The sequence below is a fragment of the Nocardia pneumoniae NBRC 100136 genome, from assembly GCF_000308755.1.
In the GTDB taxonomy this organism is placed as follows: domain Bacteria; phylum Actinomycetota; class Actinomycetes; order Mycobacteriales; family Mycobacteriaceae; genus Nocardia; species Nocardia pneumoniae.
Window position 1 is genome coordinate 1 of record NZ_BAGF01000008.1, and the last position, 26,977, is coordinate 26,977.

Annotated in this window: 24 protein-coding genes; 13 read left to right on the plus strand and 11 right to left on the minus strand. The window is 68.5% G+C overall.

What is annotated here, in order from left to right:
• On the minus strand, positions 1 to 938 hold a 938-nt coding region (locus ON34_RS02880; protein WP_040773828.1), incomplete at its 3' end, for an AMP-binding protein.
• A gap of 134 nt (positions 939 to 1,072) precedes the next feature.
• On the opposite strand from ON34_RS02880, the gene ON34_RS02885 reads away from it, so the two are divergent.
• The 4 genes from ON34_RS02885 to ON34_RS02900 all read left to right on the plus strand — a co-directional run bounded on the left by ON34_RS02885 (position 1,073) and on the right by ON34_RS02900 (position 7,718).
• Complete coding sequence (locus ON34_RS02885; protein WP_083889104.1) at positions 1,073 to 4,618, plus strand: non-ribosomal peptide synthetase; 3,546 nt, start codon at positions 1,073 to 1,075, stop codon at positions 4,616 to 4,618.
• A gap of 58 nt (positions 4,619 to 4,676) precedes the next feature.
• Complete coding sequence (locus ON34_RS02890) at positions 4,677 to 5,555, plus strand: oxidoreductase (protein ID WP_040773833.1); 879 nt, start codon at positions 4,677 to 4,679, stop codon at positions 5,553 to 5,555.
• Positions 5,556 to 5,679: 124 nt separating this feature from the next.
• Complete coding sequence (locus ON34_RS02895; RefSeq protein WP_040773836.1) at positions 5,680 to 6,150, plus strand: carboxymuconolactone decarboxylase family protein; 471 nt, start codon at positions 5,680 to 5,682, stop codon at positions 6,148 to 6,150.
• A gap of 476 nt (positions 6,151 to 6,626) precedes the next feature.
• The gene (locus tag ON34_RS02900) at positions 6,627 to 7,718 is read left to right on the plus strand and encodes a 3-deoxy-7-phosphoheptulonate synthase (protein WP_040773839.1); all 1,092 of its coding nucleotides are present in this window, start codon (positions 6,627 to 6,629) and stop codon (positions 7,716 to 7,718) included.
• Between the two features lie 93 nt (positions 7,719 to 7,811).
• On the opposite strand, the gene ON34_RS02905 is transcribed toward ON34_RS02900, so the two are convergent.
• Both ON34_RS02905 and ON34_RS02910 read right to left on the minus strand, forming a co-directional pair.
• Positions 7,812 to 8,354 carry an SAM-dependent methyltransferase gene (locus ON34_RS02905; RefSeq protein ID WP_040773843.1) on the minus strand — a complete coding sequence of 181 codons (543 nt, stop codon included), beginning with the start codon at positions 8,352 to 8,354 and terminating at the stop codon, positions 7,812 to 7,814.
• 114 nt (positions 8,355 to 8,468) lie between these two features.
• Entirely contained in the window at positions 8,469 to 9,044 is a 576-nt protein-coding gene (locus ON34_RS02910) for a GNAT family N-acetyltransferase (RefSeq protein ID WP_040773846.1), read from the minus strand.
• 107 nt (positions 9,045 to 9,151) lie between these two features.
• On the opposite strand from ON34_RS02910, the gene ON34_RS02915 reads away from it, so the two are divergent.
• Both ON34_RS02915 and ON34_RS02920 read left to right on the plus strand, forming a co-directional pair.
• Positions 9,152 to 10,063, plus strand: a complete 912-nt coding sequence (locus tag ON34_RS02915; protein ID WP_040773848.1) for a sigma-70 family RNA polymerase sigma factor — start codon at positions 9,152 to 9,154, stop codon at positions 10,061 to 10,063.
• Positions 10,064 to 10,402: 339 nt separating this feature from the next.
• Positions 10,403 to 11,569, plus strand: a complete 1,167-nt coding sequence (locus ON34_RS02920) for a pyridoxal phosphate-dependent aminotransferase (protein ID WP_040773851.1) — start codon at positions 10,403 to 10,405, stop codon at positions 11,567 to 11,569.
• Positions 11,570 to 11,625: 56 nt separating this feature from the next.
• Here the strand turns inward: ON34_RS02920 and ON34_RS02925 are convergent, their stop codons facing one another.
• The 6 genes from ON34_RS02925 to ON34_RS02945 form a co-directional block, all read right to left on the minus strand.
• Positions 11,626 to 12,381 (minus strand): alpha/beta hydrolase family protein, encoded by a 756-nt coding sequence (locus ON34_RS02925; RefSeq protein WP_040773854.1) that lies wholly within the window; start codon positions 12,379 to 12,381, stop codon positions 11,626 to 11,628.
• Between the two features lie 190 nt (positions 12,382 to 12,571).
• Positions 12,572 to 13,468: an RNA polymerase sigma-70 factor gene (locus ON34_RS02930; RefSeq protein ID WP_040773857.1), complete on the minus strand. Its 897-nt coding sequence runs from the start codon at positions 13,466 to 13,468 to the stop codon at positions 12,572 to 12,574.
• A 129-nt stretch (positions 13,469 to 13,597) separates the two neighbouring features.
• A complete protein-coding gene (locus tag ON34_RS02935) occupies positions 13,598 to 14,797 on the minus strand; it encodes an NAD(P)/FAD-dependent oxidoreductase (protein WP_040773861.1) in 1,200 nt (399 codons plus the stop codon).
• Between the two features lie 240 nt (positions 14,798 to 15,037).
• Complete coding sequence (locus tag ON34_RS02940) at positions 15,038 to 15,682, minus strand: LysE family translocator (protein ID WP_040773863.1); 645 nt, start codon at positions 15,680 to 15,682, stop codon at positions 15,038 to 15,040.
• A 137-nt stretch (positions 15,683 to 15,819) separates the two neighbouring features.
• On the minus strand, positions 15,820 to 16,026 hold the full coding sequence (locus ON34_RS34320) for a DUF397 domain-containing protein (protein WP_083889105.1): 207 nt from the start codon (positions 16,024 to 16,026) through the stop codon (positions 15,820 to 15,822).
• Positions 16,023 to 16,901, minus strand: a complete 879-nt coding sequence (locus tag ON34_RS02945; protein ID WP_040773866.1) for a helix-turn-helix domain-containing protein — start codon at positions 16,899 to 16,901, stop codon at positions 16,023 to 16,025. Before ON34_RS02945 ends, ON34_RS34320 begins: the two co-directional genes overlap by 4 nt.
• 248 nt (positions 16,902 to 17,149) lie before the next feature.
• On the opposite strand from ON34_RS02945, the gene ON34_RS02950 reads away from it, so the two are divergent.
• From ON34_RS02950 to ON34_RS02980, 6 genes are all read left to right on the plus strand, one after another.
• Positions 17,150 to 17,629: a hypothetical protein gene (locus ON34_RS02950; protein ID WP_040773870.1), complete on the plus strand. Its 480-nt coding sequence runs from the start codon at positions 17,150 to 17,152 to the stop codon at positions 17,627 to 17,629.
• Complete coding sequence (locus tag ON34_RS02955; protein ID WP_040773873.1) at positions 17,622 to 17,852, plus strand: hypothetical protein; 231 nt, start codon at positions 17,622 to 17,624, stop codon at positions 17,850 to 17,852. The genes ON34_RS02950 and ON34_RS02955 overlap by 8 nt, the downstream gene beginning before the upstream one ends.
• 413 nt (positions 17,853 to 18,265) lie before the next feature.
• Entirely contained in the window at positions 18,266 to 19,924 is a 1,659-nt protein-coding gene (locus tag ON34_RS02965) for a DNA repair helicase XPB (protein ID WP_040773879.1), read from the plus strand.
• Between the two features lie 40 nt (positions 19,925 to 19,964).
• Complete coding sequence (locus ON34_RS02970; RefSeq protein ID WP_051022097.1) at positions 19,965 to 20,633, plus strand: DUF3239 domain-containing protein; 669 nt, start codon at positions 19,965 to 19,967, stop codon at positions 20,631 to 20,633.
• 53 nt (positions 20,634 to 20,686) lie between these two features.
• Positions 20,687 to 21,325 (plus strand): LysE family translocator, encoded by a 639-nt coding sequence (locus ON34_RS02975; RefSeq protein ID WP_040773881.1) that lies wholly within the window; start codon positions 20,687 to 20,689, stop codon positions 21,323 to 21,325.
• A 73-nt stretch (positions 21,326 to 21,398) separates the two neighbouring features.
• Entirely contained in the window at positions 21,399 to 22,808 is a 1,410-nt protein-coding gene (locus ON34_RS02980) for a M1 family metallopeptidase (RefSeq protein ID WP_040773884.1), read from the plus strand.
• Between the two features lie 10 nt (positions 22,809 to 22,818).
• Here the strand turns inward: ON34_RS02980 and ON34_RS02985 are convergent, their stop codons facing one another.
• Positions 22,819 to 23,646, minus strand: a complete 828-nt coding sequence (locus tag ON34_RS02985; protein WP_040773887.1) for a hypothetical protein — start codon at positions 23,644 to 23,646, stop codon at positions 22,819 to 22,821.
• Between the two features lie 389 nt (positions 23,647 to 24,035).
• Here ON34_RS02985 and ON34_RS02990 point away from each other — a divergent pair, with 389 nt between their 5' ends.
• Positions 24,036 to 24,566 (plus strand): LppU/SCO3897 family protein, encoded by a 531-nt coding sequence (locus ON34_RS02990; protein ID WP_040773890.1) that lies wholly within the window; start codon positions 24,036 to 24,038, stop codon positions 24,564 to 24,566.
• Here ON34_RS02990 and ON34_RS02995 read toward each other — a convergent pair whose 3' ends face one another.
• Positions 24,567 to 26,873, minus strand: a complete 2,307-nt coding sequence (locus ON34_RS02995; RefSeq protein WP_040773893.1) for a helicase-associated domain-containing protein — start codon at positions 26,871 to 26,873, stop codon at positions 24,567 to 24,569.
• Positions 26,874 to 26,977: the final 104 nt, after the last annotated feature.

Consider the following 26,977-nt stretch of genomic DNA (forward strand, 5'->3'; position numbering starts at 1 on the left):
AGCAGACGCAGTGAGCTCAGGTCGGCCGCTTCCCATTCGGTGGCGGCGCACCAGAGCTGGGCCAGCGGGGGCACCACCGCCGTGACCGTGACGCCATGCCGCTCGATGGCGGCGAACGCGTTCTCCGGACTCGGATCGCTGACGAACACCACCGCGCCGCCCACGCCGACGGTGCCGAGAATGCCGGGGCAGGCCAGCGGAAAGTTGTGTGCCGCGGGCAGTGTCGCGAGGTATACGTCGTTCTCCGTCAATTCGCACACCTCAGCGCTGGCGGTCGCGTTGTAGACGTAGTCGTCATGCGTGCGGGCGATCAGCTTCGGCAGGCCGGTGGTGCCGCCGGAGACCAGCATCAGCGCGATGTCACCCGGATCGATCTCGGGCAGCTCGCCGCCCTCGCGGGGGATCGAACGCAGGTCGGTGAAGGGTCCCGGATCGCCCAGCACCAGGACGTGGAGAAGCGTGGGCACCGCGTCCCGCACGGTCGCGGCGAGGTCGCGGTAGTCGAAATCGCCGACCCGGTCGGCGACGATGTAGCCGACCGCCTCGGAAAGCCCGGCCAGGTGTTCGATCTCGGCGCGCCGGTGCGCGGGCAGGCTCAGGACGGGGATTATCCCGGCCCGCAACAGCCCGAACAGCACGGTCAGGAACTCCGGCACGTTCGGCAGTTGGACCACCACCCGGTCGCCGGGTGCGATGCCCAGTGCGAGCAACCCGTGGGCCATTCGGTCGGCCGCGGCGTCGACCTCGGCGTAGGTACGCGGGCCATCCGCGTCGAGTAGCGCGGGGCGCAGCGGATGCTGTGCTGCGGTCGCGCGCAGCAGATCACCGAGCGGTCGCCCGGTCCAGTACCCGGCGGCTCGATACTCCGCGGCCGTGTGCGCGGGAAAGGGGACATAGCCGTCGCGATGCGGTGCGGACGCGAGGGGTGTCGAAGTCACGGTCTGCCTCACAGAAAGTCGAGCCGAGGGTTACCTTAGATAGGTTAGGCAACCCTATTTCAATGCGATAGGCTACCCGCCGAGCAGTCTCGATCCGCCGGGCTTCGGCGGCGACCAAGGAGTGGCAGCGCCAGATGCAGTCAGCACAGCGACCGGGGGACGGGACGGGGAAAGCGGAAAACGTGGCAGACGCGGGGCCGGTGGTGGGACGTGCCGAGATCCGCGCGGCCATCGCGAGCCAGCTCGGCATCCCCGCCGACTCGATCGCCGACGACGCCGACCTGATCCAGCTGGGCTTGGACTCGATCCGGACGATGAAGCTGGCCGGTGGGTGGCGCAAACGCGGCATCGACATCAATTTCGCGCTGCTGGCGGCGAACCCGACCGTGGACGGCTGGCACGGGCTGCTCGGCGGTGCGGGTGAGCCGGAGGCGGTCGAAGCCCCCGAGCCGCGGCCGGAACAGGCGGAGCAGGACGACGACGCTCCCTTCGCGCTCGCGCCGATGCAGCACGCCTATTGGATCGGCCGCTCCGAGTCGCAGGAGCTGGGCGGCGTCGCGGCGCACCTGTATGTCGAGTTCGACGGCGCCGGGGTGGATCCCGGACGCTTGGAGCGAGCGGTCGAAGCCCTGGTGCGGCGGCACCCGATGCTGCGGACCCGCTTCCGGCCGGACGGCACCCAGCAGACCATGACCCATCCGGGCCGCCCGGTATGGACGCTGACCGACCTGCGCGCACTGCCGCAGGAGCAGGCGCAGGAGACGTTGGAGTCGTTGCGTGACCGCAAGACTCACCAGCGGATGGCCGTCGAGGACGGTCAGGTCATCGACATCGCGCTGACCCTGCTCGCCGACGGGCGGACCCGGCTGCATCTGGATGTGGACATGCTGGCGGCCGACGCGATGAGCTATCGCATCCTGGTCAGCGATCTGGCTCGCCTCTACCACGGTGAGTCGCTTCCGGAGCAGGAATACACCTTCCGGCGCTACCTCGCCGACCAGCCGAACGGACGCGGCGCCGAGCACGATCGCGACCGGGAGTGGTGGCAACAGCGACTCCATGAGCTGCCCGGCGCACCGGAACTCCCGCAGGCACAGAGTGTTTCGGGACCGAGCCGGACGGTGCGCTATCACCGGTGGCTCGCCCCGGAGGCGAAAACGCGGCTGTTCGAGGCCGCGCACGCCCGCGGCATCACTCCGGCCATGGCGCTGGCTTCCGTGTTCGCCGAAACCATCGGAGCATGGTCGGCGCAACGGCGTTTTCTGCTGAATCTGCCCCTGTTCCATCGCGAACCGGTGCATCCGCAGGTCGACGGGGTGGTCGGCGACTTCACGTCCTCCGTGCTGCTCGAGGTCGACGTGACCGAACCGGCCACCGTCACGCAGCGAGCTCGCGCCCTGCAAGCGAGTCTGCACGCCGCCGGTGCGCACACCGCGTACTCCGGCCTGGAGGTGCTGCGCGATCTGGGCCGCCTGCACGGCGAGCCGGTGCTCGCGCCGATCGTCTACACCAGTGCGCTCAACCTCGGGGAGTTGTTCGCCGACGTCGTCACCGAGACCTTCGGCGAGCCGGTGTGGATCATCTCGCAAGGCCCGCAGGTGCTGCTGGACGCGCAGATCACCGAGGTGCGCGGCGGTCTGCTGCTGAACTGGGACGTGCGCGAAGCGGCCTTCCCGCCCGGTGTGCTGGACGCGATGTTCGCCCGGTACATCGACGCGATCAACCGCCTGGCGGGGGACGGCGCCTCGCACGATCGGGCGGCGGGCTGGGATGCCGAGGCGGCGCTGCGGATTCCGGTCGAGCAGGCGGCCACCCGGGCGCGGGTCAACGCGACCTCGGGTCCGGTGAGCGGACGGTTGCTGCACAGCGGGTTCTTCGCGAACGCGGCGGCGGAACCCGAAACGCCCGCGCTGATCCGGGAACGGGACGGAGCGATCTCCTACGGACAGTTGGCGGCCGAAGCGTTGGCCGTCGCGGGTGCCCTGCGCGAAGCCGGTGCCCTGCCGGGTGATCCGGTCGCCGTGCAGTTGCCGAAGGGGCCGGACCAGATCGTGGCGGTCCTCGGCGTGCTCGCGGCCGGGTCGGTCTATGTTCCGATCGGATTCGATCAGCCCGCGGCCAGGAGAGCGGAGATCCTGCGCACCGGTGATTGCGTCGCCGCGCTGACAGTCGAAGGCGCGGAGATACCGGGGGTGCGGACCGTGGCACTCAGCGCGGCACGTCGTCATCCGGAACCGTTGCCGCGTCCCATCTTCGGTTACCCCGAGAGCATCGCCTACGTGCTGTTCACCTCCGGCTCCACCGGCAAGCCGAAGGGCGTGCAGGTCCCGCATCGGGCCGCCATGAATACCATCGATGACCTGAACGAGCGTTTCGCCCTCGGCTCGGCGGACCGCTGTCTCGCGCTCTCGGCGCTCGAGTTCGACCTGTCGGTCTATGACATCTTCGGTGTGCTCGCAGCGGGCGGCGCGGTGGTGACGGTCGACGACGCGCAGCGCGGCGAGCCCGCGCAGTGGGTGGAACTGATTCGCCGCCATGGCGTTTCGCTGGTCAACTGCGTGCCCAGCCTGCTCGACATGCTGCTCGCCGCCGCGGCGGGCGCTCGCCTGGACTCGCTGCGCACCGTGCTGCTCGGCGGCGACTGGGTGGACGTCGCCCTGCCGAGCCGATTGTCGGAAGTCGCGCCGGACTGCCGGTTCGTCGCGCTGGGCGGCGCGACGGAGACCGCGATCCATTCCACGATCTGCGAGGTGGTCGGCGCCGACGTTCCGGCGGACTGGAGCGCGGTGCCGTACGGCACGCCCCTGCGCAACGTGCGCTGCCGGGTGGTCGGCCCCACCGGCCACGACTGCCCCGACTGGGTGACCGGCGAGCTCTGGATCGGTGGCGACGGCGTCGCGGCGGGCTACCGCGGCGATCCGGAGCGCACCGCCGAGCGGTTCGTCGTCCACGACGGCATGCGCTGGTACCGCACCGGCGATCTGGCTCGGTACCTCCCGGACGGTTGCCTGGAATTCCTCGGGCGCGCGGACCATCAGGTCAAGATCCGTGGTTACCGTGTGGAACTCGGTGAGGTGGAAAGCGCGTTGCGGTCCGTGCCCGGTGTGCGTCACGCGATCGCCGCGGTGGTCGGAACCGCGGCGCCCAAGCTGGCCGCCGCCGTGGTGCCCGAGGCTGGCGCCGACACGACCGTGGCGGCGGTGCTGGACGCCGTCGCGGATCTGTTGCCCGCCTACATGGTTCCCGCCCGGGTGGAGATCCTGCCCGACCTGCCGCTGACCCCGAACGCCAAGCCCGACCGCAAGGCGATCCACGCGGTTCTCGCGCGCGGCGACGACGACGTCGAATACGTCGCTCCCCGAACCGATCTGGAACGGGCGCTGGCGGACGTCGTCGCGACGGTGCTGAGCGTCGAGCGGGTCGGCGCCACCGACGACTTCTTCGCCCTGGGCGGTGATTCGGTGCTGGCCACCGCCGTGATCGCGCGGGTGCGGGAGTGGCTGGACGCGCCCGACACGGTCGTCGCCGATCTGTTCGCGGCGCGGACCGTCGAGGGGCTGGCCGGGCGTATGACCGATCGGGAACGTGAGCGTGGAACGGCAGGACGACTGGACACGGTAGCGGCGGTCTATTTGGAGGTCGCGGCGATGTCGGACGAGGAGATCCTCGCCAGCACGTAGCCTCGCCCGCGGTGTTCGAACCTCTCGCTCGGGCGCGGCGCGGACTAAACTTGCCGCTATGGCCAGGTGGGATACCTCGAACCTCGCCGACCAGAGCGGTCGGACGTTCATCGTGACGGGCGCCAACAGCGGCTTGGGAGCCGAGACGGTGCGGGCACTGGCCGGGGCGGGGGCCGAGGTGGTGCTGGCCTGCCGGAACCTGGCCAAAGGGGAGCAGGTGGCCGCCGAGCTCGGGGACCGAGCCGAGGTGCGCAGGCTGGACCTGGCCGATCTGGCCTCGGTGCGCGAGTTCGCCGACAGTGTCGACCGGGCCGACGTGCTGATCAACAACGCGGGCGTGATGGCGCTGCCCGAGGGGCGCACCGCCGATGGATTCGAACGGCAGATCGGTACCAACCATCTCGGTCACTTCGCGCTCACCGGGCTGCTGCTGGACAAGATCGCCGACCGGATCGTCACCGTCTCCAGCGGCGCGCATCAGATCGGCGCCATCGACCTGGACGATCTCAACTGGGAGCGGCGCAAGTATCAGCGCTGGCCCGCCTACGCGCAGGCCAAACTGGCCAATCTGATGTTCGCCCGGGAATTGCAGCGCAGGTTGACCGCGGCGGGTTCGCGGAAGATCTCGGTGGCCGCGCATCCCGGCTACGCGGCGACCGAGTTGCAGTCGCACACCGAGTCGTTCCAGGACAGGCTGATGGCGCTGGGCAACCGCCTGCTCGCCCAGAATGCCGCGATGGGTGCGCTGCCGATCTTGTACGCCGCGACCGCCGACGTGGAGCCCGGCGGTTTCTACGGCCCGACCGGGTTCGGCGGAATGCGCGGGTACCCGGGGCCGTCCGGGTCGTCGAAGGCGTCCAGGGACGAGAAGGTCGCGGCCGAGTTGTGGGACCTGTCGGAGAAGCTGACCGGCGTCACCTACGACTTCACGAAGTAGCCGATCGCTGGCTTGCCCGGCCCCCGGAGCGTTGTGGCGCAGCTCACATCACGCGATGTCACACTGGGGTGCACCGCGCCGTCGTCTTTGTGAACCCAACGGGAACGAACAAAGGACGGAAATCATGGAACGCCGCTTCGATCTCTACGCCAACCCGGTCGCGGGCAGCTTCGTCAAGCGACTCACCATGGCCTCCAAGGTGATCAGCGACTCCACCCTGCCCGCCGCCACGCACGAGCTGGTGAAGATCCGCGCCAGCCAGATCAACGGCTGCGGCTACTGCACCGACATGCACACCAAGGACGCAGCGCACGCCGGGGAGACCTCCGTGCGGCTCAACCTGATCGCGGCCTGGCACGAGGCCACTGTCTTCACCGAGGCCGAGCGCGCCGCGCTGGCGCTCACCGAAGAGGCCACCCGCATCGGCGACGGCCGCGCCGTCAGCGACGCGGTGTGGCAGGAGGTGCGCAAGCACTACGACGACGACCAGATCGCCGCCCTCATCGCCGCCATCGCGACGATCAACGCCTGGAACCGGATGAACGTCATCGCCCGCACGCCTGCCGGGGACTATGTTCCTGGCCAATGGGGGTAGAAGCTCGCCGTAGCTTTGGCGCGAACCGCCCGGGCAAGCCTGGCACCGCGTACACCTGCGACGCGATGAACCGCGCAACGCAGCCACACCACCCCATTCCAGGTTTCGAGCGAAGCGAGACCGAGCATTGCCCGTTCGCGGCCCGGCTCGCGTCCGAGTGGCCGCCGCGCAAGCGACGAAGTCGCGAGCGGCGGTCGCTCGGACGCGAGCCACAAAGGGGCCGTGAACACGCAGCGCCGCAGGCGCTGCAAATTGAACACAGAGTTAGCCGCACCACTCCGCGTTCACGGAGTGGTTGCGGCCTGGTACTGTGCCTGACGTGCAGCGCGTGTATTTCTGGTTTAGCAAGCCGGCCCTGGGTGGGCTGGTCTGCGGCAACCACGTGCGCTGACGACATTCCACCCCGAGCCGGATGATGGACCGGCTCGACGGGTTTCACGTCCGTGGGTCGGCCCCGAGAAAAGGAAACCCACGACATGACAACCGCAGCCGACGTCGACGCTCGGCATTCCGATCTGGACGATCAACGCACCTTGAACATCAGCCCGCTGCGCTCGCCGGCGGAGGTGCGTCGCGTGCATCCGATCACCGATGCCCTCGCCGACACCGTCCGTGCGGGCCGCAAGGCCACCGTGGACGTGCTCAACGGCGCCGACGATCGCCTCATGGTGATCGTCGGCCCATGCTCGGTGCACGATCCCGCCGCCGCCTTGGACTACGCCCGCCGACTCGCGGCCAAGGCCGCCGAACTCGACGATCGGCTGCACGTGGTGATGCGCGTCTACTTCGAGAAGCCGCGCACCAGTCTGGGCTGGAAGGGCCTGATCAACGACCCGCACCTGGACGGCTCGTTCGACGTCAACACCGGTTTGGGCTTCGGCCGCAAACTGCTGGTCGACATCACCGCGCTCGGGCTGCCGGTGGCGTGTGAGTTCCTCGACCCGATCACCCCGCAGTACATCGCGGACCTGGTGTCCTACGGCGCGATCGGCGCGCGTACCGCGGCCAGCCAGGTGCACCGGCAGCTCAGCAGCGCGCTGTCGATGCCGGTCGGCATCAAGAACGGCACCGACGGCGATGTCCAGGTGGCGGTGGACGGCGTGCGCGCCGCGGCGGCGAGTCACGTCTTCCCCGGCACCGACCTCGACGGCCGCTCCGCGCTGATCCGCACCACCGGCAACCCGGACTGCCATGTCATCCTGCGCGGCGGCAGCAACGGCCCGAACTACGACGCGGCTTCGGTCGCGGAGGCGTACCTGCGGCTGGAGAAGTCGTCGCTGCCGCAGCGGGTCGTCGTGGACGCCAGCCACGGCAACAGCAACAAGGACCACAACAAGCAGGTGGACGTGGTCACCGACATCGCAGACCGGCTGGCCGCGGGCGAAGCCGGTGTGGTCGGCGTGATGCTGGAGAGCTTCCTGGTCGCGGGACGCCAGGACCTCACCCTCGGTCGCGCGGCCGAACTCACCTACGGCCAATCCATCACCGACGCGTGCTTGGACTGGGACACCACCGCGCGCCAGCTGGACCGGCTGGCCGACGCGGTGCGGCAGCGTCGCGCGCGCTGATCGAGCGCCCGGGCTCGCGTCCGAGTGGCCGTCGCTTTGCGAGGAAGTCGTCAGCGGCGGTTGCTCAGGCGCGAGCCCAGCGGGCACTGTGACTCAGACCGAGCAGATCAACCCCAGCAGATCTCCGGATGAGATGAGGCGAACGTCGAAGTCCGCCTCGGTCAAGTACTCGGTGAGCTTGCCCGGAGCCGGTTTCGGACTGGTCGGCTCGGGGGCGTCGGCCGTGCCGTAGCCGTAGTACAGGCACAGTGTGCCGCCGGGCGCCAGGAGCCGCCGGATCAAAGCGAGTTCGGCACTGGGCTTTTTTGTCCAGAACAGATTGACGTTCACCGCCAGGATCTTGTCGAAACGCCTTGCCTCTGGCCCGATCTCGAACAGCAGCCGGTCCGGGTCCACGCTGGTCAGCTCGGCGTGCACCAAGCGGACCCGGCCCGAATCGAGTTCTGCGGCGTGCTTCTTACGCGCGCGGGCGATAGCCGTCGCGGAACGCTCGACGCCGACGATCGTCCCGTCGGTCACCTTTGCGGCAAGGCAGGCGATCGACTCGCTGGAACCCGGGCCGATCTCCAGGACCCGGTCGGCGGGACGCACGTCCATGGTCCGCACTATCCAGTTGAACCGCTGGTCGACTGCCATCCTCGCAATTTACGACATGCCTGCATACCGCTTTCGCGCGAAGCGAGACCGAGCATTACCGGATCGCAAGCCACAAGAAGGCCCGCGAACACGCAGCGCCGCAGGCGCCGCAGATCAAGCATCGAACTCGGCGGGCCAGCCGTCGGCGGGGCCGGGAGGATCGGTGCGCAGCCGGGCGGCGTACCAGTGGTCGCGGCGGCGGCCGCGCTGCATGCTGCCCAGCCGGGACATGCCTTCGTACCGGAATCCGGCGCGGCGCACGACCGCGGCGGAGGCGTAGTTGCCGACGAACGCACGCCAGCTGATCCGCTCCAAGCCCAGCCCATCGGCGCGGAACCCGAAGTCGCACACCAGATTCACCGCCTGGGTCATCAGGCCGCGCGACCGCTGCGCTGGGGTGAGCCAGAATCCGATCTCGGCCGCGCTCTCGTCGCGTTCTCCGAGGCCGATCGTGCCGACGACCGGTCCGTCGGGACGCAGCCGCATGGCCCAGGTCGGGCTGCGAGCCGCCCAGCCGGGGATGACGACGTCCTCGATGAAGGTCACCGCGTTCTCTCGCACGTACGGCACCGGGATGGTCACCCATTCCCCGATGGACGGCTCCTGGCAGCATTCGGTGATGGTGTCCACGTCGTCCATCGTCGGCGCCGACAGCCAGATCGTCCCGTTCGTCAGCACGTGATGGTCCATCGGGCCATGCTGTCACAGACAGCCGCGCCGGATCATCCGGTTTATCCGTCACGACGCCCGGATACCGCTCGGGGGCCGTGCAGTGCAGGACCGTAGACTCCCTGGTGATGGTTGCCGCGCTGCTTTCCGACCTGTTCGAGTCACATCGGGCGCACTTGCTCTCGGTCGCCTATCGGCTGACGGGCAGCGTCGGCGATGCCGAGGACGCGGTCCAGGAGAGCTGGTTGCGGCTGGCGGGCGCGCACCAGTCCGAGATCGAGGATCTGCGGGCCTGGCTGACCACCGTGGTGAGCCGCATCTGCCTGGACCGTTTGCGTAGTGCGGCGGTGCGCCGGGAAAGCTATGTCGGCCAGTGGCTGCCCGAGCCCGTGGTCACCGCCCGCACGCCGTCGATCGCGCCGGACCCGCTGGAGGCGGTGGTGCGCAAACAGGAGTGCCGGTTCGCGGCAATGGTCGTGCTGGACACCCTGACGCCACCGCAGCGGGTGGCCTTCGTGCTGCACGAGGGACTCTCGGTGCCGTTCGACGAGATCGCCGACATTCTCGGCATCTCCGCCGACGCCGCACGTCAGCTGGCCGTGCGCGCCCGCAAGGCGGTGGCGCGGACGCCGCAGCCGGTGCCGGACGCCGAGCACGAGGAGGCAGTGCAGCGTTTTCTCGTCGCGCTCGGTTCCGGTGACGTGAACGCCGTTGCCGCGGCGCTGCACCCGGACGCGGTGATGATCGGCGACGCCAACGGCACCACGGCCACCGCGATGAACGTGCTGCACGGCGCGGATCGGATCGCCCGTTTCTACTTGGGGCTGGTACGCAAGTACGGGCTCGAGGACGCGCCTTCGGTGTACGAATTCGCCTCGGTCAACGGGCAATTGGGCCTCGTGGTCGCCGGGCGTCCAGCGCAGGACGGTCGCGCGGGTTACCCCACGCGGGTTGTCGGTTTCACCGTCCGTGACGGGTTGGTCTGGGGGACTTACGATCTGGCGAATCCAGCCAAGCTGGGCGGGATTCGGCTGGGTTGAGCGCACCCGCCGGTCGACGACCGAGACGTGCGAGTCGGAGCCGGGCTCAACCCGTCGAGGATGCGGAGTCACGGCCGGTCGGACGGCGACCGACGAGTTCGTGACCGGATCGGGCACGAAGGCCGCACGGAAATGCAGTTCGGACGGCGGGCCGATTGGGGCGGAAATTTGTAAACGTGTCGTTTTCTCAATATCCCGGCGTCTTGTGGCCTGAAACATGGCGAGGCTGGCTGCGTTGGAGCAACGGACAATCTCGCCGATAAATGCTCTGGTCACCCCCTATATGGGCGGGTGGCTACCACTTGGCAACGATTGTCACTCCTGGACTAGTCTCCGAATATGCCCTCGCGACCCCAGACCGTTGCCCGCCTGCGCCCCTTCGCCTCGACGATCTTCGCCGAGATGACCGAACTCGCCGTCCGGCACGACGCGGTCAACCTCGGCCAGGGATTTCCCGACACCGATGGGCCCGCGAGCATGCTGGAGGTGGCCCGCCGCGCCATCGCCGAAGGCCACAACCAGTACCCGCCCGGGCGGGGCGTGCCGGTGCTGCGCCGAGCCGTCGCCGACGACCGCGCCCGGCGCTACGGGACCGTCTACGACCCGGACACGCAGGTGCTGGTGACGGTGGGCGCGACGGAGGCGATCAGCGCCGCGGTGCTCGGCCTGGTCGAGCCGGGCGAGGAGGTCGTGCTGATCGAGCCCTACTACGACTCCTACGCCGCCGCGGTGGCGCTGGCCGGTGCTCGGCGGCGCACGGCCAAACTGGTGGCCGACGGTGACCGATTCGTCCTCGACCTGGACAGCCTGCGCGCCGCGATCACCCCGGCGACCCGGATGCTGATCGTCAACTCGCCGCACAACCCGACCGGCACGGTGCTCGGCCGTCACGACCTCGAGGCGATCGCCGAGATCGCCTGTGAGCGTGACATTCTGGTGCTCACCGACGAGGTCTACGAACACCTGGTCTACGACGGCGCCGAGCACATCAGCTTGGCCACCCTGCCGGGCATGGCCGAGCGCACGATCGTGGTGTCCAGCGCGGCAAAGACTTTCAGTGTCACGGGATGGAAGACCGGCTGGGCGTGCGGCCCCACCGACCTGATCGACGGCGTGCTCGCGGCCAAACAGTTCCTGACTTTCGTGGCCGGTGGGCCGTTCCAGCCCGCGGTCGCGCACGCGATCAACCATGAGCTGGGTTGGGTCGCGAAGTTGCGGGATACGTTGTCCGAGAAGCGCCTCAGCCTCTCCGCGGCGCTGGCCGACACCGGGCTCGGCGTGCGGACCAGCGCGGGCGGCTACTTCGTCTGCGCCGACATCACTCCCCTCGGCGCCGCCGACGGCCTGGCGTTCTGCCGGGAACTGCCGAAGCGGCTCGGCGTCGCGGCGGTGCCGGTCAGCGTGTTCGCCGACGACACCGCCGCCTGGAACCACCTGGTGCGTTTCACCTTCTGCAAGCGCGACGAAACGCTGGAGGAGGGTGTCCGCCGGTTGCGCAAGGGCTGATTGCCGGGGAGCGGTATCGGCGGCCGCCGCGAAGCCGGACGCCGATACCTGTCCGGTCAGGCCGGTGACGTATCGGCCCTGCCGAGATGCCGAACGAAGAACCGGATCGCGCTGTCTACCTCGAACCTGGGCACGTCGCCATGCCCGCCCGCGTTGGCGTGCAACGTCTTTTCCTTCGAAGCGAACGCGTCGAACAACGCCAGGCCGGATCGACGGTCGACCAGCTCGTCGTCCCACTGGAGCAGGAATTCGATCGGGACGGTGATCCGTGCCGCGGCCTCGGTCAGTGCTTCATGCCCGAGACAACCGAAGACCGCCGCGGTGATCCTGGGTTCGACCGCCGTCAACGGCACCCCGATGCCGGTGCCCTGCATGATGCCCCAGAAGCCGACCGGCCCTTCGGGGCCGATCTGCGGCAGTTCCCGCAAGGCGTCGAGGGTGGACTGCCATTCCGGGACGGCACGTTCGGCCAGGGAGGTGTGCAATCCGGCGATGATCGTGCCGATCGGCTCGCCCGCCGCCTGCGCGCACCGTAAGGCGGCGATGTGCTGTTCGTCGGCCGCCGTGCGGGGTCGGTCGCCATGTCCGGGTGCGTCGATCGCGGCGACGTGGAAACCGCAGTCGGTGACGAAGCGGTGCGCACGGCCAAGGATTCCCGGTGCTCTCTTGTGCTGGCCGCCACCGTGCGCCATCAAAACCAGTGGCGCGTGATCGGAGCCCGATGCGGGCGACCAGAGCACTCCGGGGACCTCACCCACAGTGAAGTCGCGCTCGACGACACCGTTCGACGATGTCTCCGCAGTGAAATGCATAGGTTGTTGCCTTTCGAGATTGCCTTCGCGGCGCTCCCGGCGACACCTATGTCAATCGCCCAACCGTGAAGAAGATGGGGAGCACCCGATCGTTACAGCGTTGATGGGTCTCACCTCCTCGCGTGATGTCACGGACCCACGCACGCTACCAGCTGGAAGGTCTTCCCGCGCAACCTTTTCTCGCGCTCCTTCAGCGCAGGGTGAGTGGGGTCTCGGTTTCGACGCGGGTCAGCTTCTCCGGGTTGCGGACGTAGTACATGCCGGTGATGCGGCCGTCCTCGACGCGAACCGTCATGACACCGTCGAACTCGCCGTCCACGCGCAGAGCGAGTGCCGGGTTGCCGTTGACCACGGTGGGCTCGGTGGTGACGGCCACTTCGGTCCTACGGAGGCCGCCGACCAGGTAGCGGACCACTTTGTCGGCGCCGAGGATCGGCCGCAGCGCGGCCCGTTTGACGCCGCCGCCGTCGCTGACCAGGACGACGTGCGGGGCGAGTATGTCGAGCAGGTCTTGGGGGTCGCCGGTGTCGAGCGCGCGGCGGAACGACTCCAGCGCCGCTCGCGTCTGGCTCGGGGCGACCACCTGGCGGGGGCGGCGGGCGTCGACGTGCCTGCGGGCGCGGTGCGCGATCTGGCGGACCGCCGCGGGAGTCTTGTCGACGGCGGCCGCGATCTCGTCGTAGCCGATGTCGAAGACCTCGCGCAGCACGAAGACCGCCCGCTCGGTGGGTGAGAGCGTCTCGAGCACCAGCATCAACGCCATCGACATGCTCTCGGCGAGCTCGACGTCCTCGGCCACGTCCGGCGTGGTGAGCAGCGGCTCGGGCAGCCAGGGACCGACGTACGCCTCCTTGCGGCGCTTCATGGTGCGCAGCCGGTTGAGCGCTTGTCTGGTCGTGATCCGGACCAGGTAGGCGCGCTCGTCGTGCACCTGCTGCGCGTCGACCGCCACCCAGCGCAGCCAGGTTTCCTGGAGGACGTCTTCGGCGTCGGCGGCCGATCCGAGCATCTCGTAGGCGACGGTGAAGAGCAGGTTGCGGTGGGCGACGAACCTGTCGGTCGCCGAGTTGGTGGCATCGTCGTTCATCTCGGTCCTAGTTTGCTGGTAGCCGTCGAGAGTTGAGACACCGCCCGGCGCACGGCTGTGACACGTCCAGGCCCTGCGGGGACGCCGCCACACGACACGCGGCGCAGATATCGGCGACCGACACGTGGCTCATGCTGCCCGATCGGCGGTGAACGCTTGCTCGCCCTTGGCCTCCAGCAGTTCTTTGCGCTTGTCGTCCTTGGCCCACCAGGTGCGCACACCGGGCTTGCGTGCTTCGTACCCGAGCTGCCAGACGGTACTCCAGCACACGAGTTCCTTGACCTTCGCGCCCGGCCAGCCGCCGAGGTAGTGCTTGTTGGCGGTGTCGTGCTTGTCGGAGAACTGGAAGATGCCGGCGCGACGGCCGAGGCTGATGCACTGCCCGGCGAACCCGACGTCGATGGTCGCGGGCCGCTTGCCCGCGATCCGGCTGAGCACGGTCTCGGCGGCCTGCGGGCCCAGCTGGACGGCGGACTGGCAGCCCATCCGGAACGGCAGGCCCGACGGCGCCGCGGAATCTCCGGCCGCGACGATCCGCGCATCGTCCACGCTGGTCAACGTCTCGTCGGTGCGCAGACGGCCCGCGGCGTCGGTGCTCAGCCCGCTACGCGCGGCCAGGTCCGGCACACCGAACCCGGCGGTCCAGATGGTCACCGCGCTCCGCAGCGTGTGGCCGCCACTGAGCCGCACGGTATCGCCCGTCACGGCCGTGACTTTCGACTCGCCGCCTTCCAGCACGGTCACTCCGAGCTCGGCCAGCCGCTTGGCGACCACTCGTCGACCGCGAGGGTGCAGATACGGGCCGAGCACTCCGCCGCACACCAGGGTTACGTGGCGACCCTGCTCGGCCAGCTCGGCGGCGGTCTCGATACCGGTGGGACCGGCTCCGACAACCGTCACCGCGGCCGTGGCGGGCGCGGCGTCGAGGACCGGCCGCAGCCGCTGCGCATCCTCCAGAGTGGCGATCGGATACGCGAACTCGGCCGCTCCCGGCACGCGCGGGTCGGCGCCGCCGCTGCCCACCGCGTAGATCAGGTAGTCGTAGCCGACCGTGCCGCCGCCCGCCAACTCCACGCTGCGCCCGCCCGCGTCGATCCGTGTCACGGTGTCGACCACCAGCCGCACGCGCTCGCTCAACACCTTTCCGTAGTCCGCGACCGCGTCGTACGTTCCGGCCACCAGTTGGTGCAGGCGGATCCGCTCGACGAAGTTCGGACGCGGGTTGATCAGCGTCACGGTCACGTCGTCGCGCTGCGTCAGTCGATTGGCCGCCATCACACCGGCGTATCCGCCGCCGATCACGACAACATCGGCGATGTTCTCGGTCATGGTGTCTCCTTCGTTCGAGGGGGTCGGACAGGAGACACCGCGTGGTCGATTGCCGTGACAGTGTTGTGAGGTAGATCACTATGCGGCGGCTCGTACGCGGCTTCGGATGGGCGACGTAATCGCCGAGCATGCGAGCAGACTCAGCTCGCGGATCTGCATGGCGACCTTGCCCGACCACTACGCTGCGCACCCTGTTCGGGACACCGAGATCGTCGGGTCGGCAGTCGATTCGACGGCGGGTCAGGCGGGCACGGGGCGAGCGCGGTCGGTAGCAAGAAGCGCGGCGATCGCGCCGAGCATGGTGCCGGTGATGTAGCGCTGGGTGCGCAGCCACAGAGGCCGCTTGGTGAGGAAGGTCGCGAGGCCGCCCGCACCGAGGACGATCAGTCCGTTGACGGTGAGCGCCACGGCGATCTGCACCGCCCCCAGGCATAGACTCTGCAACCACACCTTGCCGTGGTCGGGCGTCACGAACTGCGGAATCAACGCCATGTACATGATCGCGATCTTCGGATTCAGCAGATTGGTGACCAACCCCATCGTGAACAGCCGTCGCGTCGGATCAGCCGACAGCGCCGTGGGAGCGAACACCGAAACCCCACCCGGCCGCAACGCCTGCCACGCAAGCCACCCCAGATAAGCCGCCCCAGCCAGCTTCACCGCCAGATACAACCCCGGCACCACCGCGAACACCGCCGTGATCCCGGCAGTAGCCGCCGCGAGATAAACCCCGAACCCAGCCGCCACCCCACCCAACGACACCAGCCCGGCCCGCCGCCCCTGCGACACCGTCCGCGACACCAGATACATCATGTTCGGCCCCGGCGTGAGCACCATCCCCAACGCCGCCACCGCAACCCCAACCACCGCCGCCATCTCGATCATGCCCCCGATCCTCACCTGTCCCGCTCCCCGCCGTCTCGGTCCAGTTGACGGTTGCTGGTCGTTCAGAGACTGATACGACAACAGGCGGCCGGAGGATCAGTGCAGGGTTCGACGTGCGGGGCTTCGTGCCTCTGTGCTCATGGCTGCCGGAACTTTCCATCGGCTACGCCAGCGGCGAAAGCCTCCCACTCGCCGGGCGCGAATACCAGCGCCGGGCCGGTGGGGTTCTTCGAGTCCCGAACTCCGACGCGCCCGTCGTCAAGAAACGCCACCTCGACGCAGTCGCCATGTCCTCCGCTATGGCTGCTCTTGAACCACTTTGCGCCGGACAGGTCGGTGTTCACGCTGAGTACTCCTTCACCATCTGCCGTAGCAGACTCCTGCTTGCTTGCGCGTCCAGCGCGGAGCGGTGGAGGGCCGTAGACGCGCTTTTGTATATTGCGACCTCCGCGTCTTCCTCAAAGTACAGGTTGCTGGTGAAGGACTCGACATACACCACGGGCGGATCGGCGTCGAACGACAGGATTGAGAACGCGCCGGTAGCTGTCCCTGCTGGATAACCAGCAGTGAACGGCAGAATGCGGATGCTGATGTTCTCGCGGGTGCTCATGTCGGCTAGGTGCAACATCTGGGCGCGCATGATCCTTTGGTTCCCGACAACCCTGCGCAGTATCGCCTCGTCCAAGACCATGTTCACCTCCAAGGGCTTGGTCTTGCGAGTCAGGCTCGCTTGGCGCTGGAGTTTCAGTTCGATGCGCCGGGTCTGTTGCGCCTCGGAGTCGTGCGGGAAGAACAGCTGGTTGAGCGACTTCGCGTACTCGGCAGTCTGGAACGGGCCGGGTACCAATTCGGATCGGTAGATGTCGATCGAACGTGCCTCGTACTCCAGGCCGACGTATACGTCGAATCGCTCCTGCATGACGTCGGTGTGCTGCTGCCACCATTTCTTCGGTTGCGCAGTCGCCTCCTCGAGGAGGCCGATCAAGGCCGCCACTTCGTTCTCGTCTTCGATACCGAGGACTTCGCATAGGTCGCGTACGTCACGATCGTTGAGCGTGCCGAGATACCCTCTCTCGATGCGCGATTGAGTCGGGACGCTCCAGCGCATCGCTTTCGCAACGTCTGGCTGCCTGAGATTCGCCGCGTTGCGGGCCTCGCGGATGTGGTTGCCGAACCGGCGTCGTGGTAGCGACGGTGGCGGTGTGCTGTCCTTGGCCATCTGTCCCCCTTGATTCTTTCAGAATGAAAGATATTGTCACACAGCTTGATAGCTATCCAGCAGGTTTTCGGCAATACATTGAAATTTTCAGATTGATGGCGTCAGTGTGCGGGACTGGTGGTCTCCTGGATGTGCGCCCGGTAGGGGAGATTGCCCGAGTGGCTCTACGCCGCTGCTCGGTTCAGCTCAGACCTGATCGGCCTGTGTCTGGGGCGCACCTTCAGTTACGAGTGAGCAGGGGAGCACTGATGGACGAGGCTTTTGGGGACACGCCACAGTCCCGCGTCAACTATTACCGGCGGGTGTGCGACCTGCCCGCGGTCATCGATCCGCCCTCTCTGGGCCGGATCATCATGAAAGCAACTCACGTATGGGGCATCATCATGCCCGCTCCACTCGGTGCGGCGGTCAAAAACCATATGCGCCAGCATCATTCGATGGTCGGACCGATCATGTCGCACCCACGGTCGAAGCGGTGGACCATCCTCACCAGACCTGATCTGCCCGACGAAGTGCGACTGTTCGCCGAGATGTATCGGCTGAACGTGTCGATCGTGCGGACCGGAGGAACGATCGCGCTACCGAGCCCGGATCACCGGTCGGCGCATGTGCGGCTGTGGGTGGAACCGCCGAACTGCCCATTCCGCCCATCGGGTCTGGTCGTGGTCGACGCCATCCGAGCGTGCACCGGACCTGGCAAGCCTCCGAGGACGGCGGCGCATGTCTGAATCCGAACTGCCCGGGTCGCTGCGGTTGTCCGAGTGCATCGGCGCTGTCTTCCGGAACACGACTGACACGCTGATGTACGTCGGCTGTCCGCAGTGCCGTCATGTCGCCCCGGTGCACGAGAACCTGATCGGCGAACACAGCGGTGTGTCCGGCCGCGAATGCCCGACCGCCAAGCTCCGCGTGGTCGATGACAGGTCCGATTTCGTGATCGGTGGTCGGTGATGGGTGGCGGTGAACCCACACCCGCCAACACGTCCCCCAGACCTACGGAGACCGATGTCCGCCTCAGCGTCTTCTGGCACGGTCTGCATCTCGAGTTCGCCGCCTGCACCACAGCGGCACACGCATTCGTCAAGGAATGGAGGTCGGCACACTACGGCGATGCGGTTGAAGTCTTCCCGGACGGCGCGGAGGGCCTTCCTCGCCTCCCCTGCGAGCGGCTCTACCTAGAGCCATGACATCAGGGGACTCGCAGTCCAGTTGAAGGTCGCTGCACGTTGGGGGAAGACATTGCGCCTTTCGGTTGTTGCACCCGGTCGCTGCCGCACCCCCGCATCGGGAAGAAGAGCCCGGTAACCTGCGGGGTTGTCAGTGGGGTCGGGGAGAATGGCGGGGAATCGATACGAGGAGGGACTGTGACCGACGGTCCGCTGATTGTGCAGAGTGACAAGACGCTGCTGTTGGAGGTCGACCACGAGTTGGCCGATGCGGCGCGGCAGGCGATCGCGCCGTTCGCCGAGTTGGAGCGGGCGCCGGAGCATGTGCACACCTATCGGGTGACGCCGCTGGCGCTGTGGAACGCGCGGGCGGCGGGGCACGATGCCGAGCAGGTGGTGGACGCGCTGGTCAGTTTCTCCCGGTACGCGGTGCCGCAGCCGTTGCTCGTCGACGTGGTCGACACCATGGCGCGCTACGGGCGGTTGCAGCTGGTCAAGCATCCCGCGCACGGGTTGACGCTGGTCAGCCTGGATCGCGCGGTGCTGGAGGAGGTGCTCCGGCACAAGAAGATCGCGCCGATGCTCGGCGCGCGCATCGACGAGGACACCGTCGTGGTGCATCCGTCCGAGCGCGGCCGGATCAAGCAGATGCTGCTGAAGATCGGCTGGCCCGCCGAGGACCTCGCCGGATACGTCGACGGCGAGGCGCACCCGATCGAACTCGACTACGTGACCGACGGCTGGCATCTGCGCGACTACCAGCAGATGGCCGCCGACTCGTTCTGGGCGGGCGGGTCCGGTGTGGTGGTGCTGCCCTGCGGCGCGGGCAAGACGATGGTCGGCGCCGCGGCCATGGCCAAGGCGAAGGCGACCACGCTGATCTTGGTCACGAACACGGTCGCGGGCAGGCAGTGGCGTCGCGAACTGCTCGCGCGCACCTCGCTCACCGAGGACGAGATCGGCGAGTATTCCGGCGAGCGCAAGGAGATCCGCCCGGTCACCATCGCCACCTATCAGGTGATCACCCGCCGCACCAAAGGCGAGTACAAGCACCTGGAGCTGTTCGACAGCCGCGACTGGGGCCTGGTCATCTACGACGAGGTCCATCTGCTGCCCGCCCCGGTCTTCCGGATGACCGCCGATCTCCAGTCCCGCCGCCGCCTCGGCCTGACCGCGACCCTGGTCCGCGAGGACGGCCGCGAAGGCGACGTGTTCTCCCTGATCGGCCCGAAGCGCTACGACGCGCCCTGGAAGGACATCGAGGCCCAGGGGTGGATCGCCCCCGCCGAGTGCATCGAGGTCCGGGTCACGCTGACCGATGCCGAACGGATGGCGTACGCGACCGCCGAGCCGGAGGAACGCTACAAGCTGTGCTCCACCGCGCACACCAAAATCGCCGTGGTCGAGTCGATCCTGGCCCAGCATCAGGACGCGCCGAGCCTGGTCATCGGCGCCTACTTGGAACAGCTGGACGAACTCGGCGCCGCGCTCGACGCGCCGGTGATCCAGGGTTCGACGAAAACCAAAGAGCGCGAGGAGCTCTTCGACGCGTTCCGGCGCGGGGAGATACCGGTGCTGGTGGTGAGCAAGGTCGCGAACTTCTCCATCGATTTGCCGGAAGCATCCGTGGCCGTGCAGGTGTCGGGCACCTTCGGTTCGCGCCAAGAGGAGGCGCAGCGCCTCGGCCGGTTGCTGCGGCCGAAGCACGACCGCGGCCAAGCCCATTTCTACTCGGTGGTCGCCCGTGACACCCTCGACGCCGAGTACGCCGCGCATCGCCAGCGTTTTCTCGCCGAGCAGGGGTATGCCTACCGCATCACGGATGCCGACGACTTGCTCGGCCCCGCCATCGGATAAGCGGAGGAATTTCCTCCGCAAGCTGTGCTAGGAATAACGCGTGCGACGCTTCGAATTCGCGGTGGACCGCAGACATGCCCACGCGGTCAACGAAGTCTTCGCCGACCTTCGACGCCTGCGCCTCATGGCGATCGCCGCCGCGGTGGTCGCGGCGGCCGGAACGGCGTTCCTGATCTGGCTGGACCACACCTGGGCGTATCTGCTCGCGGTCGCGTTCGCGCTCGGCGCGGTGACCGCGCTGTGGGTGGCGCTGTGGACGCCGCGGCATTCCAGCATCGACAAGCTGTACGCGGACGGCGAGCTGGTCCCTGCGGTGGTCTCGGAGACCTACCCGTCCGGGGTAGTGCTGCTCGCCCTGGTCGACGTGTCCGCGCCGGAAACGAGCGATCCGCGCTACGCCCTGGTCATCAGGAAGGTCCGCACGCTGCCCGGCCACCAGGCCAAGGCGGGCGAGCGGGTGCCCTCGGTCGCCGTGCGCACCGACAGGGCGCCACGGCAGGTGGGCGAGCGCTGGCAGTCGGTGAGCGCCATGCCGATCGCGTGGGGCACCACCGACGGTACGGTGATCGAACGCGCCCGCGCCGCGATCAGCGAGGTCGAGTGGCGGCTGCTCACCGACAATCTCGCGCTCGCCGACAAGGTGCGGCGCACCACCACGAAACGACTGCTGCTCGATCCGCACCAGCTGCCCGGTGAGCTCGGTTCCTGAATCCGGCTGCGAACTCCCGGTTTTCCGGTTGCGGGTATGCCTACACTCGGAAGATGGTCCCAGCGTCCAACTTGCTGGCATTCATCGTCGCCGCGACCGTCATCATCGTCGTGCCGGGCCCCGGTGTGCTGTTCACCGTCGGCCGCGCACTCACCCTCGGTCGGCGGGCGGCGCTGTTGTCGGTGCTCGGGCATGCCGCGGGCGTCTACGTCGCGTTGGTCCTGGTGGCGATCGGGCTCGGCGCGCTGCTCACGGCGTCGGCGCTGGCGCTCACCGTGGTCAAGTTCGCGGGCGCGCTGTATCTGATGTACTTGGGCGTCCAGGCTGTTCGCCAGCGCGGGGCGTTGCGCGCGGCGCTGGGCACCGCGGTCGAACCGGCGACCAATGTCCGGGTGCTGCGCCAGAGCGCGATCGTCGGGCTCACCAATCCCAAGGCGATCGTCTTCTTCTCCGCGGTGCTGCCGCACTTCGCCGACCCGGGCAGCGGCTCGTTGTCCTGGCAATTCCTCCTGCTCGGCACGGTCTTCCTCGCCATCGCGCTCGTTTCCGACAGCGCGTGGGCACTGCTGGCCGCTTCGGCCAGGTCCTGGTTCGCCCGGTCGCCGCGCAGACTGGAGGCGGTCGGCGGCGCGGGCGGCGTGATGATCTTCGGTGTCGGCGCGTCGGTGGCGTTGACCGGCAGCGCCGACTGAAGCGGCTACCATCCTGCGAGGTCGGTGCGTCGGCACCGAAAACAGGTGGGGTTGCAGAGGGGTGGTCGCTCGTATGAGGTTGTCCGGCTGGATGTGCGCCGCGATCGCCTGCGCGTTCGTCGCCGTGTCGTCGCCACCCGCGAACGCCGACTCGGCCGCGGACCCGCTCGTCGGCGCACCGGGCCTGGGTGACCCCTACTACCCGATGGACGGCAACGGCGGCTACGACGTTCAGCACTACCGCGTCGGCATCGACTACGACCCGCCGAGCCGCGCGCTCACCGGATCCACCGAGATCTTCGCCACAGCCACCCAGGGCCTGCGCCGCTTCAACCTCGACTTCACCGGGCCGGAGGTGCGCATGGTGTCGGTGAACCACCTGCCCGCCGCGTTCGAGCGCAACGGCGAGCACGAGTTGACCGTGACGCCGATGCTTCCGCTGCTGCCCCGCCTGCCGTTCGTCGTCACCGTCGACTACGCCGGGGCCGCCGTGGACACCGAAGGCGAGGGATGGACCTTCGCACCCAGCGGCGGCGCGTTCGTCGCGGGAGAGCCGCACTCGGCGACCAGTTGGTACCCGCTCAACGACACCCCGCTGGACAAGGCCACCTTCGAGCTGCACGCCACGGTCCCCGCGGAGTGGGAGGTGGTGTCCAACGGTGTGCGCACCGAGAACGTGGTGCGCGATGACAAGCGGACGGTGGGCTGGGTGACCACCAAGCCCGTGCTCGGCTATCTGACCACCGTCGCCATCGACAAGTTCGACTACCTCGAGCAGCGCCGCGCCAATGGCACCCCGCTGGTCAGCGCGTTCGCGCCGAACGCGGAGATTCACCACCGCGAGAACGAGCAGCGCCTGCCGGAGATCCTCGATTTCGCCGAAAACCTCTACGGCCCCTACCCGTTCGAGACCGCAGGCGGCATCTACCTGGACGCCGACATGCAGTTCTCGCTGGAAACCCAGACCCGCCCCATCTACGCGCCGAAGAGCGATCTGCGAACCGTCGTGCACGAGATAGCGCACCAGTGGTGGGGCGACTGGGTGTCGGTGCGCCACTGGTCGGACATCTGCCTCAACGAGTGCTTCGCCAGCTACACCGCCGACTACCTGTGGCCCGAGCGAATGGAGGGGGAGAACGTCGACGAGGACTACCGCGAGACCATCCGCAAGTACCGCGACAACGCGAAGTTCTGGGACATTCCGCTGGAGAACCCCGGCGCCGGAAAGGAATTCACCTCGGTCTACTACCGCGGCCCGCTGTTCCTGCACGCGCTGCGCAAGCAGATCGGCGACCCGGTGTTCTTCCCGGCCGTGCGCGACTTCCTCGCGGCACACGCCTACGGCAACGCCTCCATGCCGGAGTTTCGCGCGTTCGTTCAGTCCAGGTCGCCCATGGACCTGACCGGTTTCTTCGACGCGTGGCTCAACCGCACCGAGCCGCCCCCGGAGGAGTACTTGTTCCCAGCGGCGCTACGGGGCTGAGTGTGCGCCATCAGGCGTCGTCGACGCGCTGACTCGCCTTCGTCACCCTGCGTTCGGCCCGATCCAGCTGGCGCTGTGCGGCGTGCAGGTGCTCCTTCGCCGACCGCTCGGCCGACTTGCGGAACTGCCGCTGCTCTTCAGCACGGGTGAGTTCGTCGCGCAACGCGGCGACGCGCGCGTCCACCTCGGACAATGTTCGTGCAGCGTCGTCGAGCGCGGCTTGTGCCGAATCCCGTTCGGCCCGGGCCGATTCGAGTGCTTCCTGCGCGTCCTCCAGCTCTCGGCGCGCACTGTCGTCCGCCTTCGGCTCCGATGGCGCTCGGCGCGGTGTCGCCGGTTCGGGAACCGCGACCAGATTCGGCCCGCTCGGCCCGAAGCCTTCGTAGCTCGCCGCCGTGGCGAGCGTTCCCGTGCGCAGTCGCTCGGCCACCTCGGGTTCGGCGAGGGCCGCCGTCAACGTCTGGCCGACCTCCCGCACGACGCCATCGCCCACCGGGTGGCCATGCTCCGCGGCCAGCGTGCCCGCCTTCATGGCCAGCGCGTTGACCAGCTGCTGCCGCTGGGCGGTCAGGCTGCGCAACTGCTCGGCGGACAGCTCGCGCTGTGCGGCGGCCAGCGCCGCGCCCAGCCGCAACAGGGCGTCCACGTCCTCGGGCGCCGCGCGGGCGAGCAGATTCGCCGTCCACGCGGACAGGGTGGGTTTGCGCAGTTTGCCGATCGCGGTCGCGAGCTGCTTGTCGCCCGCCTTCTTCGCAGCGGCGACCCGATCCGCGCGAGCCGCGACGAACTCGGCGGGAGCCAATCCGTACAGGTCGTTCGCGACGTCCTGGACCGTCATACCGATTAAGCGTAACGACACGGTCTCGCGCAGCGACACAAACCGCATACTGGACAAAAGTCCAGCCGGTGAAAATGCGAAAGGCGTTGCTAGTGAATTACTCTGCGTTCCAACTGCTCGGCCGTCTGGTCCCCACCATCATCGGTTTCTCACTCTTGGCACTCCTCGGCCTGCACATGTAGCGTCACATGCCACCGCGTCGAAACGACTGATTTCGCAAGCACATGGGTAACCGATAGGGCACGCCCAGAACCCGAGCGGCCCCAACGCAGGACCTGAACGCAGATCTTTCGCCACCCAACTCGTACGGCCTGAGTACCCGGAGAGGCGGGGGAGTATCCTCACCGCGTTCACGGTCCGTGAACGTGTTCGGTGAGAGAGGTTTACAGGTGAAGTTTCCAGGAGCGAGGCTGCTGGCACGCATTGTGCTCGCCCTCGTCGCGGCGGCCGCGGTGGTCATCACGGTGGCCGGATGTTCGTTGATCGAGGATGCGGGCAAATCCGACACGGCCAAGGCCAAGGTCGGCGACTGCATCAATGTCATCGAAGGCTCGGCGGTCGATTCCAAGACCGAGCCGGTCGACTGCTCGTCGGACAAGGCCGTGTACAAGGTCGCGCAGTCCTATGACAAGAAGACCGATTGCGCCTCCGACTACACCTCCTACGAGGAGACCCTGGGCGGCGGCACCACCGCCTTCCTGTGCCTGGCGCCGAACTTCAAGGAGGGCCGCTGCTACAACGAGAGCAGCGCGACCGGATACAAGCACGTCGACTGCGGCTCTCCGGAAGCGAGCTTCCGCGTGCTGAAGCGGATCGACGGCCAGGCCGACGAATTGCTGTGCGGCCAGGATGCCGACGGCTTCCGCCTCATCGAAACCGACCCCAAGGCGACCTTCTGCACGGGCGAGCCGAAGAACTGATCACTCCAACAGGGCAACCGACGCGATCCGGTGCAGCGTGAAGTGCCGGACCGCGCCGGTCACCGGGTCCAGCGCGTCCAACTGCCCGTTGCCCACTTTCAACGGCTCCACCACCCGCTGGGTGGCGACGCCCTGGGCGTCGACGTAGCCGATGTTCACCGACCGCCGCACCCGGGCAGCCAGCTGGAGCAGAGCCAGGGTCGCCGCGGTATTGGTCCGGGTGCCGTCCGGGCGCACCGCGTGACCCGAGCGGGCGCTCGCGGCGCGTTCGCCCGCGCGTAGTTCCGCGACCAGCGACTCCAGTTGCTCGGCGCTGGGTGATGTCGGGCGGTACGGCTGCCGCGCGGCGGGCCGCACGGCGATCCGTGCGCCGCGCGGGCGCAGATCGACGATCGCGCCCGCCGAATCCTCGCCCACGGGCGCGAAACCGGCGGCCCGCAGCTGTTCCAGCACTTCGCTCAGCGGCGCCTGGGCGATGGCGACGGTCGGCGCGATGGACCGCAGCGCCAGCGCACTCGCCATCGGCGCGGACAGCACCTGTGCGAGCAGTGCCGGGTCGTCGGTGCGGAGGAACGACTGCGCCATACCCGCCCGCAGCTGGCCATGCCGCCGCGCCACGTCATCGATCAGGTAGGTGAGTGCCTGCGGGATCGGCGTCCGGGAATGCTTGGCGAACAAGGCGTGTAGCTCTGCCGCGGTCATGCCCGCGTCGAGCGCGCGGCGCACCGAGGACTCGCTGATCCGATACACCGTTGCGGCACCGGCGGACTCGACGTCGCCGACGAGGGCGATGCCGTGCTGAAGGTCGGTGGTCAGCGGGCCGGGGGCGATCACCGTCAGATCCGCCTGGACCAGCACGTGATCCACCGGCTCCGGCAGCGCCGCCTCCATCTCCGCCTCGGCGTCGGTCACATTGGTCGCCGCCCCGTGCAGCAGCGCCCGCGCCGGAGCGCCGAGCGCGCCGCGGCCGACGAACCCGAGCGCCGCCGCCTCGGCCAGGGTCTGCTCGATCACCTCCGGCCGGAAATTGCGGCGCCTGCGCGGTTGCCGCCACGCCAGCACCCGGCCGACATCCGCCGGGTCCAGTGCGGTGCCGGACGGATACTCCGCGAGCAGGTCGAGGATGGCGCGCCGGTCGCGCGGTGCGTGCGGAGTGCGCAGCTCCAGCGACAGCGCCGCCAGCGGCTTGTCGTTGGCGTCGCGCATACCGATCATCCACGGCATCCGGTCCAGGTCGAGCCAGGTGAGCGCGAGGGTGGCCCAGCGCCGCGCGGGCGGCGCCTGGAGCCACGCGTCGACCGCGGGGGTCGGCGCCCAGAAATCCTCGGTCGAGTCGAACTCCGGTGGTGGGTCCGGCAAACCCTTCTCCAGCAGTTTCCCGGCCGCCAGGAGTTCGACCAGCAAACCGGCCCTCGGCTCGTCGACCCCGGCTTGCTTGGCGATGCGACGCAGCTCCCGCACACCCAGTCCGCCTGCGCGTAAGGCCGGGGCGGGCGCCTGGCCGAGCACGTCGAGCACGCTCGCGCAGTGCCGCAGCAGCTCGCCCACTTCGCCCGCCGTGACGGCGTTGACCTCGGCGGGGTTGTGGTCGGTGTGGCGCGGCCGCGGTGGCGTCAGTGCGTGCGGGTGGGTGACCGGTTCCCGGCGCAGCACCTGGCCGACCGTGACCGGCAGTTCGACGGTCTCGTCGTCGATCCAGTGCAGCAGCCTGCTGGCCAGCAGCCGCTGAATCGGGCGGTCGGCGGGGGTGCCGGGTGCGGCGTCTCTGGTGCGCCCGCGTGGACCGGTCGTGGCCAGCTTGTCCAGCAGGGCTCGTTCGGCCGGAGCGAGATCGGCGAGGGCGGCGACCACTTCGGGTTCGGTGAGCGCGTCCGGAATCTCGGTCGCGCTGCCGATCGGCCACGGCAGCGCCTCGGCGGCCGCGGGGACCAGACGCCACCGCCGCTGGTCGTCGAGCCATACCAGCGCGCGTGCGGTCAGGCGCTCGAGCGCTTCGTCGATCGCGGCGGGGGACACCCGTTCGCTCAGCTGCACGTGCAGGTCTTCGCTGCGCGGACCATCGCCCGTGGTGTGCGCGCCCTCGTCGGTGCGGCGATGCAGCGCAAGGGTTTCCAGAATGGCGAAGTCGAGCGTGTTCAGGTCCTCCGTGGCGCGCAGCACCGAGGCGCGCTGCTCGGTGCGGGCGGCGAGCACGGCCATCGAGGAGGGCAGCGGCACGGCCAGGTCCGGCCGAAGCTGCAACAGCGTGACGAGCTGGGCATCACTGCGGCCACCGAGCCATCCGGCGAGGGAGTCGGTCGCGGTCATCCCATCCACCCTACGACGCCGGGCTCCGCGGCCACCGGGCGCTACGAGCGCACCGACCGATTTCGTGAGTACATGGGTAACTCACCGGGTACGTCCAAAACCCG